General features: G+C 42.9%; 10 protein-coding genes. 5 read left to right on the top strand and 5 right to left on the bottom strand.

Annotated elements, in window-relative coordinates:
• Positions 1–191 (top strand): hypothetical protein (locus HWQ44_RS20310; RefSeq protein WP_292722270.1); only part of this gene is annotated, 191 nt, incomplete at its 5' end.
• Positions 133–1,200, top strand: a complete 1,068-nt coding sequence (locus tag HWQ44_RS20315) for an iron ABC transporter permease (protein WP_292722273.1) — start codon at positions 133–135, stop codon at positions 1,198–1,200. The genes HWQ44_RS20310 and HWQ44_RS20315, both read left to right, overlap by 59 nt.
• Positions 1,201–1,939: 739 nt before the next feature.
• Here the strand turns inward: HWQ44_RS20315 and HWQ44_RS20320 are convergent.
• Complete coding sequence (locus HWQ44_RS20320) at positions 1,940–2,260, bottom strand: multidrug efflux SMR transporter (protein WP_292722275.1); 321 nt, start codon at positions 2,258–2,260, stop codon at positions 1,940–1,942.
• A gap of 666 nt (positions 2,261–2,926) precedes the next feature.
• Here HWQ44_RS20320 and HWQ44_RS20325 point away from each other — a divergent pair.
• Positions 2,927–4,105, top strand: a complete 1,179-nt coding sequence (locus HWQ44_RS20325) for a GNAT family N-acetyltransferase (protein WP_292722276.1) — start codon at positions 2,927–2,929, stop codon at positions 4,103–4,105.
• A gap of 423 nt (positions 4,106–4,528) precedes the next feature.
• On the opposite strand, the gene HWQ44_RS20330 is transcribed toward HWQ44_RS20325, so the two are convergent.
• The gene (locus HWQ44_RS20330; RefSeq protein WP_292722279.1) at positions 4,529–4,705 is read right to left on the bottom strand and encodes a bacteriocin; all 177 of its coding nucleotides are present in this window, start codon (positions 4,703–4,705) and stop codon (positions 4,529–4,531) included.
• Between the two features lie 720 nt (positions 4,706–5,425).
• On the opposite strand from HWQ44_RS20330, the gene HWQ44_RS20335 reads away from it, so the two are divergent.
• Positions 5,426–6,748: a serine hydrolase gene (locus tag HWQ44_RS20335; protein WP_292722282.1), complete on the top strand. Its 1,323-nt coding sequence runs from the start codon at positions 5,426–5,428 to the stop codon at positions 6,746–6,748.
• A gap of 109 nt (positions 6,749–6,857) precedes the next feature.
• Here HWQ44_RS20335 and HWQ44_RS20340 read toward each other — a convergent pair whose 3' ends face one another.
• Together HWQ44_RS20340 and HWQ44_RS20345 are read right to left on the bottom strand one after the other, a co-directional pair.
• Positions 6,858–8,810, bottom strand: a complete 1,953-nt coding sequence (locus HWQ44_RS20340) for a cytochrome c peroxidase (RefSeq protein WP_292722284.1) — start codon at positions 8,808–8,810, stop codon at positions 6,858–6,860.
• A 930-nt stretch (positions 8,811–9,740) separates the two neighbouring features.
• On the bottom strand, positions 9,741–10,943 hold the full coding sequence (locus HWQ44_RS20345) for a phosphoglycerate kinase (protein ID WP_292722286.1): 1,203 nt from the start codon (positions 10,941–10,943) through the stop codon (positions 9,741–9,743).
• Positions 10,944–11,032: 89 nt separating this feature from the next.
• Here HWQ44_RS20345 and HWQ44_RS20350 point away from each other — a divergent pair, with 89 nt between their 5' ends.
• Positions 11,033–11,440: a universal stress protein gene (locus HWQ44_RS20350; RefSeq protein WP_292722289.1), complete on the top strand. Its 408-nt coding sequence runs from the start codon at positions 11,033–11,035 to the stop codon at positions 11,438–11,440.
• A 220-nt stretch (positions 11,441–11,660) separates the two neighbouring features.
• Here HWQ44_RS20350 and HWQ44_RS20355 read toward each other — a convergent pair whose 3' ends face one another.
• Complete coding sequence (locus tag HWQ44_RS20355; RefSeq protein WP_292722291.1) at positions 11,661–12,371, bottom strand: GDYXXLXY domain-containing protein; 711 nt, start codon at positions 12,369–12,371, stop codon at positions 11,661–11,663.
• Positions 12,372–12,385: the final 14 nt, after the last annotated feature.

Genomic DNA, 12,385 nt, shown 5'->3' on the forward strand with positions numbered 1-12,385 from the left:
TTGACCTTCTGAGGCTCAACTTTGACCTTCTGAGGCTCGACGTTGACCTTCTGAGGCTCGACGTTGACCTTCTGAGGCTCGACATTGACCTTCTGAGGATCATCGAAGAGAAGCTATCTTTACTATCTTTAAATGCGGCTTTGTTTGGGAAAGATTATATTAAAAAAAAATACATATCTAAATTTGACTAGACCATTTCAGACAATTTTTACTGAACACCGCGTATTTTGGTCTGTTTTACTCCTTGGTACAGCACTGGTGATAACGCTAGCGCTGTCGCTTTCTCAAGGAGCGGTACCTTTAAGTATGTCGGAATTTTGGCAAGCCATACTCCACAAAGGCGATCCGGTTAAACAGACAATTCTCTGGGATTTGCGTCTCCCACGCATTACGGCTGCGATCATTGTCGGCGCAGCTTTGGGAATGTCAGGAGCATTGCTACAAGGAATGTTACGTAATAGTCTTGCCGATCCATTTATTTTGGGTATTTCAGCAGGTGCAGGATTAATTGTGATTCTGATGATTGTGTGGCAAATATTCCCGATCGCAATTCCTTTAGCAGCATGGATGGGAGCTATTCTAACTTCTGCGATCGTTATTTTACTCGGTCGAACGGGGTCGGGAATTTCTGTTGAGCGGTTGATTTTAGGCGGAGTGGCGGTGAGTTCTTTATTTGGTGCTGTACAAAGTACATTGCTGCTTTTAGCTGAAGACGGTCAAATTCAAATTGCGCTGAGTTGGTTGGTTGGTAGTCTCAATGGACGGGGTTGGCAAGAAATTGCTACGCCTGCCCCTTACATCATCGTTGCATTAATCGGGGGATGCTTGCTGGCGCGATCGGTAAACGTGCTGGCTTTGGGAGATGATTTGACTGTGAGTTTGGGGGTTTCGTTGACGCGATCGCGTCTGTTAATTGGTGGTGTCGCCACTCTATTAGCCGCAGGTGCAGTCAGCATCAGTGGCTTGATTGGATTTGTTGGTCTTGTTGTCCCTCACGGTGTCCGCCTCATCGTTGGCACAGATCATCGCTTTGTTTTACCACTCTCCGCCCTTGCAGGAGCATGGTTACTAACTTTTGCAGATTTACTCTCTAGACTAGGAGCAGTAGAACTACCAGTAGGTTCGGTAACTGCGTTACTGGGTTCACCCCTGTTTATCTGGTTACTTTATCGTCGTTCTACTGGGTTTAATAAATTTTGAGCTAATAGGCTGGGATTACCCACAATCCTCTTTAGGGGCGCACAACTGTACTGTATGCCCCTAAACTATGGTTGAATTACCTGAAATTGCTGTAATATCAAGTCCAGTTAATTACTTATGATTACCGCATCCGTGCAAAAGTCAGGAAAACCTCTTTCTCCCTGCTCCCTGCCCCCTGCCCCCTGCACCCCTGCTCCCTGCCCCCCCTGCACCCCTGCACCCCTGCGGTCTAAATGATAAGTCTTTACCCGAACATGATATAAGTTGATACCATTGAGCAATGTTTTTTACGCCTCAGTGTATAAAAAATGTGCCAATTTGGCTGCATGACTTTGATTGCCTCTGCTAAAGTATTAAAAGTCAATTACTTGTGGGCTATATTTATCGAGGTTTACTATACTTTTAAGAGCATTTAGCTAAGTCTGCTCATTTTGCTCTGCTAGCGGAACAATAAAAATTGCTGGTGTATTCACTACAACAGCAATAAGCAGAATGATCAGTTTTGGTTTATTTACCTCGTCTATTTTAACATTGACGAGGTATTTTTTATCTGAGACAATGTCCGTTTAAAGACTGATTGTTTAAGATGATGCACAGAGATTCTAATAAGCAGTGATGAGCCAAACATGATATAACGACAAGCCCAGAGAAAACAAGAAATGTCTCTGGCTCTGTACTACTTATATAGGCTTTGATTTGTGAATCCAAAGATCCTTTGCTGGATTCATAATTATTTCATTTATTTACTTGCATTTATGCCAATTACCCCCATGATTATGAAGGCGATCGACAAAAGTTTGATCAATGTAGCAGATTCATGAAACCAGATAATCCCTATAATAGCAATTAGGATAGTTCCCAATCCAGCCCAGACAGAATAAGCTAAACTCACTTCAAGTCTTTTGAGAGCAAAGGTCAAAAAAGTAAAACAAAGTCCATAGAAGACAAATATTAATACGGAAGGAACTATTTTAGTAAATCCCTGCGATAGCTTCATGCAAGTTGTGCCTGAAACCTCAAATATGATTGCTAAAATGAGGTAAATCCAACTTATTGACATATTTTTTGTAAGTGGTTTGTTAAGAGCAACAGACGGGTAGCACATCACGCGCTATGAATGAAAGAAACAGTCCTCAAGCCACTCATTAACAGATAAATTTATAAGCGTAAGTGTCTCGAAAGTGAAAACTGAACGCGCAGTAAGCTGATGCGCTTTTAATTTGCATAGTTAAAATCGCTATAAAGACGCAGGGAGGAGGAGACACAAAGACCTGGAGATGCAATTTGAATAACGATTAGCTTAGTATAGTTTGGACTGATTAGGAGCATGATCTGGAGCTTTCTGACTATAAGATTAGTGAAGGAAAAAGCTTCTTATCCCTATGAAGAGATGATCTATTACTACATCCCAGGTCGCGACTATCCGAAAATTTATTATATCAGGGTTGCTGCGATAAAAATGTAGTTTGTGAAGTGTTTTAAGCTGAAGTTGACATCAGTGGATACTGCCGTGTTCTCAGCTGTGCATTCAATTAGACAGATGGAATGATCTGTTTATTTCCGCCATTGTGTACTAAATAACCATCATCAACTGAGTACACTAAGACACATGAAAATCTTTCTTCCCTAATCTCCAGTCCCCGTCCCCAATCCCCAAGTTGGTGAAGCATTGGGGTAACGACTGCTGTAGGATAATTGTGGTTTTGTCCTACTAATGGTATGAGAGATGACGGCTCAATTTGAATACAGCACTCTTGCCCATCCCCAGGATATTAAGCAGCTTGAGATTATTTTTGAGCAGTGTTTTATCAGCGCACTTGGTGGCGAGGAAGCTTATATCAACCTGATTGGCGTAGAAAATTTCCGCATTATTCGTGAGTCAAAACAATTAGTTGGTGGATTGGCAACTCTGAATATGGGTCAATGGTGGGGTGGGGTGCGTGTACCAATGACTGGAATTGCCGCAGTGGGCATTGCTCCAGAGTATCGCGGATCGGGATCTGCGATCGCTCTCATGCAGCACACCCTCAAAGAACTTTATGCTAGAGGTGTACCGCTCTCTGCTCTTTATCCAGCAGTGCAAACTTTGTATCGAAAAGTCGGGTATGAACAGGGGGGTAGTTGGTGTAATTGGGAAGTTGCTACTAAAAGTATTCAAGTGCGGGAGCAACCCCTACCTTTGCAACCAATAGTGAGTATCAATCATCAAGTCTTTCATGAACTATATCAGCAGCAGGCGAGACAAACTCATGGATATTTAGACCGGCATCCAGCAATCTGGGAGCGCTTAATCCAACCAGATGAGAAGGAAATATTTTACGCATATTTTATCGGTACAAAAGATCAACCCCAAGGCTACATCCTCTTCAGTCAACATTCAACAGAGGATGGCGCAATTCTGCGAATCAAAGATTGGGTAATTCTCACAGTTGCGGCTGCACAATCATTTTGGTCTTTTCTTGCCAATCATCGCTCCCAAATTGACCAAGTACGATGGAGGAGTTCTGTGAGCGATTCCTTGACATTGCTGCTACCAGAGCAAACTGCCAAGCTTAGGCATACGATGCGTTGGCTACTGCGGGTAGTAGATGTAGTCAAGGCGCTGGAGATGCGAGGCTATCCATCGGGAATTGAAACTGAACTGCATTTAGATATTCAAGATAATTTGCTAGATGCAAACAATGGTAAATTTATTCTTTCTGTTGCCAATGGACGCGGTGAAGTTACAAAAGGTGGAAAAGGTGAGTTGCAGCTAGATGTCCGAGAACTAGCACCACTATATACAAGTTTGTTCACTCCCTACCATTTGCAAATAGCCGGAAAACTGCATGGAACACAAACAGCTATTTCAGCCGCTACGCAAATATTTGCAGGTAGTTCTCCTTGGATGGCTGATTTCTTTTAAGCTGAACTGTCAACGAACCTCTCTCTGGGTTGTAATAAAAGTTCAAGTCTGTCCCTCTTGAGAGTCGGAGAGGGACAGTTTTGCGTAGTCAAAACCAGCCAGAGGCATGTCTGTCGAAGTGAGGTGTGGGAGAAGGTGAGGGTAGTTATGTCAATCTCCCAAGAAGGAACTTTTAGCTCACCAACATTATTGCGTATAAATGTTATTCTATTCCCCACTTTGCCTGTTCCTATCCTGGCAAAAAATGGCTTCAGTTTAAATTGTATCAAGCCATTGATCAGCTTCAGAGGTTGCCCACATTGGATGTTTATAGCTTTGATAAACAAGGCATTTACCCAGGGTTATTTCATTCTAAATGTAGACAACCTTTAATAGCTTTAATAGACGATTCTCCGGCTCTAATGTCTCAGGTTCCACAATGGTTTAACCCGGAATCTGAAATTCAACGTCCAAATGCTTTAATAAATCTATCTCATACTTTAAAAAGTTGGTTAGCGCCCTTCCACCGACTACTGATGCTAATTCCTCCTCACTGAGTTCCCTGAGTTCGTTCTCACTGAGTTCCCTGAGTTCGTTACTTTCTATCTTTTCGATCGTCATTTGATATGTCATTTTAGTGTATAAGTATTGTTTACATACTTATGCAAGCATAAACTCAAAAACTTGTAAATAGGTAGTGGTCTGACTGGCTTCGGACTAATTCCTTTACTGTCACGTTCTGATTTTCTAAAAAGCGGTAATATGCTACAAGTTATACTCTGTTTCTACTTATTCGACGGACGCTGACTGATGGATGTTTTCCCATTGCTTTGTACAACGCTGTCCCCTTTTTATCAACCTTGGGTCGCCAAATGCTTTTCCGAACCACAGTTGAGCATGAATTTTTATTGGATTTTCCACTCTCATTTGCCCCTTCAAGTCCCTTCTCCTAGTAGTTTACTTCGACTTGTGTGTACACCGTAGATTAGAAGGGAGCAGGCGTTAGGGGATCAGGGCAACACCTCTGGCCACACGCCCATAAATAAGTAGTAGTAATTTGTTTATAATCCCTAAGCTGGAAACATAATTAATCCTTCGCTCGTCCTTCCGCTAGATTAACAATTTTTGTTGTTGTCAACTCACACCACAAATAAAATTGTCAGCGATTTACTTTTAATAAGTAATGATGATTTATCGTGCTTATCTAATCCCAAACCTCATCTGCTAAAAATAACCCAACGGGATTTATGACTTTTTCTCCGGAAGTTCAGCACAGTCATCAGAAAACAATCTAAGTAAACCTGATTAGTTACTCCTTACTTGCACACCCACAATCACAACATGAAATCACATCTACTGGCGATTGGTTTAAGCAGTTTGGTTCTAGTTGCAGGACAAGCTAAAGCCTCACAATTACAGTCTTGGTACTATGATTCTAGCCAAAATCAATTAGACTTAACTACCACTTCGGGAATAGAACCAAAAGCCTTTATATTAGATAATCCTAATCGATTAGTGATTGACTTACCTGGAACTAATTTTAATTCCGATACTGTCAAACGAAGTTTTGGTAAGGCGGTGAAAGAAATTCGCCTCGGCAAACCAGACCCTCAAACCACTCGTTTTGTCGTTGAGTTAGCTCCTGGTTATGATGTTACTTCCCAAAATATATCAATTAAAGGAGATTCCCGTTCTCATTGGATTTTCAAATTCAATTCATTTAACCGCCAAAGTAATCCCATTGTTGGAGAAAATCGAGAAGATATTGCCATCAAATCTACAGATGCATCGACATTTGCTGGAGTTGTGAATCTTGGTCAAGAGATGGCTGGTATCACTTCTCAGATTCGCACTTTGTTGGCAAGTTATAAAACATTGAATCCGGGAATATTTTTCTTAGATTTAGATACAGGAAACTATATAGATATTAATGGCGAAAAAAGATTTGCTGCTGCCAGTACAATCAAATTTCCCTTATTAGTGGCTCTTTTCCAAGAAATAGACGCAGGTAGAATTAAACTCACCGATAAATTAGTGATGCGGCGCGATTTAAAGGTTGGTGAATCTGGAATTATGCAATACAAACCCATCGGCACTAAATTTAGCGTCCTGGAAACGGCTACCCTGATGATGACAATCAGCGATAATACCGCCACAAATCTAGTTCTCGATCGCTTGGGTGGTGCTGCAAAAGTTAGTCAACGTTTTCGGAGCTGGGGATTGCAAAATACAGCACTTCGGAATCTCCTTCCAGACATCGGTGGCACAAATACAACTAGTTCCAAAGATTTGGTCAGATTGGCGGCCTTAGTTTCTAATAATCGTTTGTTATCCCCAACTAGCCGCAATCAAGTTTTAGGTATTATGCGCCGTGTCAAAACCAATAGTTTACTACCAGCAGGTATCGGTCAAGGAGCGACCATTGCCCACAAAACTGGTACATTGAGATTTATCATTGGTGATGCGGGTATTATTCAAATGCCCAACGGCAAAAGCTATTTAGCAGGTGTTTTGGTGCAAAGACCAAACTATGATCCCAAAGCTGGAGATTTTGTCCGTGAAGTTTCCAGAAGAGTCTATAATTACCTAGACAATACCAAAGTTAGCAATGTAGAACCGATACTTGGTGATGCCTCCGGCGGGCTACGCCTACGCACTCGTTAGTTAAGCGATCGTAACTACCATAATTCCACTAAATCATAAATATAGGGGCGTACAGCTAGCTGTACGCCCCTATATTTATCTGTATCAGGTATTTCGTCGTGAAATGGGATTAATTCAGGAAATTTGGTGTACCAATATCACCATTTTTACCAACAGGAGGAATTTCTAGTAAGCTATCTGTAGCTTTACCAGTGCCATCATTGACAACGTAGTTAGAGTTACCCGGATGTCCATTAGGGACAAACAATTGTGGGTGGTCAAAGGGCGCTTTCTGATACCGAACTCGCTCATCAGTCAGCCCTTTTAAAAAGGCGACCAATTCCTGTTTTTCTTCTGGTGACAGATTTAGCGGCGGAAGTGCCCCAAAATCACCACCCCGATTGTAAAAATCAATCACTTGCTCTAGAGTCACCTGACCTCCATTGTGGAAGTAGGGAGCAGTGAGTTCCACATTACGAAGTCCAGGTGCTTTGAAGGCTCCGTCTACAAACACAGTTTCGCTAGAATTCAACGGTGGAGTGAGGATTGGGGGGTTTTCGCCGAGAAGAAGCTGAAATTTGCCCAACTGAGCCAATCGTACCTCTGAAAGCGGATTACCTTGACCGTTACCCTGTAAAGGGTCATGACCACCCAAACCGGGGTCATCTGTGGGAGGTCTGACACCGATATTGAAGAAACCAGTGTCTTCAGGGGATCTTGGGCCGAACGGCGCACGTTTGATTCGTCCGTCTTTAGCCACACTGCTTACTGAAGCAGCTGTTAATTCTAATCCACTGTGGCAACCAATACACAGAGCTTTGCCCTCAAACAGTCCTTTCCCTCGTTGCTGCTGTGGGGTTAGGGCGCTGGTGTTTCCTTCTAAAAAGCGATCGTAGGGTGTATCACTGGCAATGAGCGTAGACTCGTACAACTGAATTGCCAGCCCAAAGAATAGCGAGAAGTTGTACTCTAGCAATGTATACTCATTAGTCTCCAAGGAGCGATCGGGCTTTTTGACAAAAGTCCGTCTACCTTCAGAGTCAACTTGGATGAGTCGATTAGACTTCCACCACTCCGACTTGAAGGCATCTTGAATCATCTGAGTGTAGGTTCTATCTTTAAGTCCAGGTTTAGGCGATCTACTATCTTGACCTAAAACGCTGTCTTGTGGATGCACAACCTGTTTACCTAGCGGTCTGAGAGGGAGTAACTTTTTCGCAAGTTTTCGGGGGAGCTTTTTACCCTTACCAACGCTGAGGGATCTTCTGTCAATTCGCCCGAATTTATCACCAATTTCTTGAAAAGTACGACCATCTGCCGATGACTCAAAGGAACTGAGTGGCGGCCCAACCGCTTGGGATGCCAAAGATGAATTTTTCAGGCTGACTTTCACAAATTCTAGATTATTTGGGGTTGCTGCCTTAACAACAGCAGCGTTAGGATCTCTTAAACCGAAGGGATTCACCCCATTAAAGACGTTTTGTGCCCTTCCGTCCCAGAAGTTGCGAAAGTTGAATGCTGCATTAATCACGGTTGGGGTGTTGCGCGGCTCGACGCGGCGCACATTTATACCTCCCACGTTAAACACCGGATCTGGTTCGTTTGTAACTTGGTCTTCTGCATTACCAGGTGTGACATCCACAAACTTCGTATTGAAAATCCCCTGAGAAGAACTGACATCGTTACTGTCAGATACAACAGTCGTAGGATCATTTGGGTTTGACAGCTTGTGGAAGGGAAAATCTTCTAGTTTTAGTTGGTAGTTTGGTAGCCCACCTATATTAAAAACTGTATCTGGATTCTCTGTACCATTAGGGTTAACTCGCAAAAGCCCAGGAGCAATCTGATTTTTGGATCTATTGTCGGCTCCAGCATGGAAGTGACAACTAGCACAGGAGGTCTTTCCATCGCTCCCAACCTGCATATCCCAAAAAAGAGTCTTTCCTAACTTGATTGCAGCTGTTTTGTCTTTTACGAAGTCCCCAAGATTGTCAGGTTCTGGAACCGATACGCTCCTGAGCGAAACTGGAGGCGGCCCCGCAACCTCTGCCGATACAGTATTTCCAGCTATTACTGCTGCCATAATAATTACAGCAATTGTTATAGTTCTGGAAAATCTTGATCTCAGGTAGTTAAGCTTGCCATATCTCAATCTCCACCCTTGCAGTTTTATTTTTGTCACCAAAGAGTTAAGCAAAAATCGACCCCTTGAGGTCAGCAGCAAGTAAATTGATAAAGCAGTAGTAAAGACTACTAAGCTGATTATGGGTATAATCCCCATATTTTTTATGTAAAAAATAACGCCGAAATAAAGTATACATCTACGAGTAAGTTTGAAATTTAATATTCATGTAAAATAATTACGCAATTTAAAAATTTTCTGTGAACACAAAAAACCTTTTAGAGCTATAAATAAATTGAGCAGGAAAGATAAGCTATTCTATATTGAATTGGCATTATCTAGACTATTAATATATTTTCTCAGCAAGAGATTGATAAAAATTAAATATGCAAATTAAATATGTTTAAACTGATGATCAGCACTCCTTTATGTAGGATATTTAAATGTCACTACATCAAAGTTTTAGTCGGTGCCACTTAGGGCTAGCGCTATCAATATTGATAGTCTTATTGTGGGAAGTTTTCTCTATTGCTCTTAACAGTAAATCTACAAGTAATTGATGTCTATACTGTTATTTGATTTTGCTTTTTGGGACTGTTTGTCTTGGTGATAAACTACTAATAGTTTGATAGTACGTGCTTAATATCCAGATTCTTTATATACTTCTTTCACAACTACCTCACTGGGGACTCGCCAACATTAGCCCATCCACCAGATAAACTCCAGCAGCCGTTTTGAGCGATCGCTTGTAATTTTTGCGCTATATTTTTCTCATCTAGGGGCTTGGGTATTGAGTATTGGGGTTAGGGAAAAGGTGACAGATGAAAGGAAATTTGCATCCTGTACCCTATTCCCTTATTCAGTCCCCAGTCCCCAGTCCCCAATCCCTACTTACGCATCATCTAAAGCTGCGATTCCAGGCAATACCTTGCCTTCGAGTAACTCCAAGCTAGCGCCGCCGCCAGTGGAGATGTGACTCATTTGATCGGCTAAACCAACCTTTTCCACAGCCGCTACTGAGTCGCCGCCGCCAATGATGGTGGTTGTGCCAGTTTTGCTAATTTCAGCGAGGGTATGAGCGATCGCTTCTGTACCTACTGCAAACTTATCAAACTCAAATACACCCATTGGCCCGTTCCAAATTACCGTTTTGGTATCTGCAAGGGCATCTTGGAAAACCTTCACTGAGTCTGGGCCAATATCCAAACCCATCCAACCATCTGGAATATTCTCAATACTAACGGTTTGAGAATTGGCATCAGGGGCAAAGTTATCTGCCAATACCACATCTGTGGGCAGCAATAAAGCAACGCCGCGTTCTTTAGCCTTAGCTTCCAAAGACTTCGCTAGTTCTAGCTTGTCTTCTTCTACCAACGACTTACCGACATTCAAACCACGGGCTTTGTAGAATGTGAAAATCATCCCACCGCCGATGATCAGCTTGTCGCACTTCTCCAGCAACGTTTCAATCACGCCAATTTTGCTGGAAACTTTGGAACCGCCAATAATGGCCGCCAAAGGACGTTGGGGATTTTCAATGGCGTTTTGCAGATATTGCAACTCCTTCTCAACCAAATATCCAGCCACAGAAGGACTGAGGAATTTAGTCACACCTTCAGTAGAAGCATGGGCGCGGTGTGCAGTACCAAAAGCATCATTTACATAAAAATCAGCATTAGCTGCCAATTTTTTTGCAAATTCTGGGTCGTTTTTCTCTTCTTCTTTGTAAAAACGGACATTTTCTAATAACAGCACTTGACCATTTTGCAACGCGCCAACTTTAGCTGCAACTTCATCACCAATAGAGTCATCAGTTTTAATGACTTCTTGCCCCAGTAACTCCGAGAGACGCTTGGCAACGGGAGTTAGGCGTAATTTGTCATCCACACCCTTGGGACGGCCAAAATGGCTTGCGAGAATGACCTTAGCACCCTTCTCCGTTAAATCTCTAATGGTTGGCAGAGCGGCGCGAATGCGAGTATCGTCGGTAATGTTGCCTTGATCGTCCACAGGCACGTTAAAGTCAACCCGCACTAAGGCACGTTTTCCTGAAATATCAGCCGAAGATAAACTTGCTAAACTTTTTTTGGACACACCAAACTCTCCTGATTGCCTTTTTGTTATTGTTTTGAAAGTAGAACCATCCAGATTTTACCGGAGTCAGGGGTGCCCAGGTGACAGAAATGTTTAAAACAGTACTATTTCCTATTGATCAAAGCCGGGAAACGCGGGAAGCTGCTGACGTAGTGACCAACGTAGTCAAAAAGTACGGCAGTCGCTTGGTGCTGCTGTCTGTGGTAGAAGAACCACCTCCAGAAGCGCCTAGTGCCGATCCGATGGTGTCACCAGAGGTAGTTGCCAAACTCCTGGAAAATGCTCAATCTTTATTTTCTGGGCAAGGAATTCAATCCGAAATCCTGGAGAGGCAAGGCAAACCAGCTTTTACTATCTGCGATGTCGCTGATGAAATTGGGGCAGATTTAATCATCATGGGCTGTCGGGGGCTAGGCTTGACTGAAGAGGGAGCGGATGATAGTGTGACCACTCGCGTAATTAACCTTTCCCCTTGCCCAGTGCTGATTGTGCCCTAGTAGTGGTCAATGCTGAGGAGACAGTGTGTTGCTGAGTACTAAGAAATTTGTAGCGATCGCCAATAAAAACTTTTGGGGTTGTTGCAACAACGTAACTGGCAAAGGTTGCGCTTTGTAAATAGAAATGACAAACAGAAAATTCTGAGCGCCGACTGCCGGCGCTCAGAATTTTGGAGACAAACTTTGCGTGTAAACATGCAATGTTTATTTGTCTAACAGCTTAAAAGCGATAGTTGCGATCGCGCACCCACATACTAACTGGGACTGCTTTCCCTTGTGGATCTACTTTCGCCTTTACCACAATGGGTGGTACTTGTCCTCTGCGGGCCCGTTGGGCTTGCAAGTCGTTCCTAATCTGCTGGCGTTGGTTTTCTGGGATGTAATATGTTTCCAAGCCGTAGTTGACAGAACCATCCTGATAAACACCTTTTAAGGCTACCTGATTGGCTCTAAGAGTTGTGGGGCGATCGCTAGTTACTCGTAAGGGTCTCCAAGCTCTAGGAACACCGCGACCAGAGGATAATTGCTCTTGCAAGATTACGTAGATATTGGTTCCTTCTGGCAATCTTCTGCCACTTCCACGACCTTTGCTGACTAATGTTTGCCAACCAGGTAGTCTGCTCAAATTTGCAGTCCGGGATATGTTGTAATCTAAGTCTAAGGTGTTACCTTGCAGCACATTGTTAGGGTCTACAGGTACGGTTTGCAAAATCACCGTTTTACCTGTCACATCTGTATAAACCGCTTGGGCTGGTACTGCCATAATTAGCCCTGTTTGCAGCGCCAGGGGAGCTATTAACCGCCAAAAAGGTAAGGGCTTATTCGATTTTTGTTCAGTAGTAATCAAGTAATCCCGAAAAGTTACCTTACTGGAGAATTCGGCTTCGGGAGACAAGGGTTTATTTTTAGATTCAGAAGAACTATTAGTCATGAGCGTAGTCCTAA

The organism is Nostoc sp. JL34 (assembly GCF_017114945.1).
Classification (GTDB): domain Bacteria; phylum Cyanobacteriota; class Cyanobacteriia; order Cyanobacteriales; family Nostocaceae; genus Nostoc.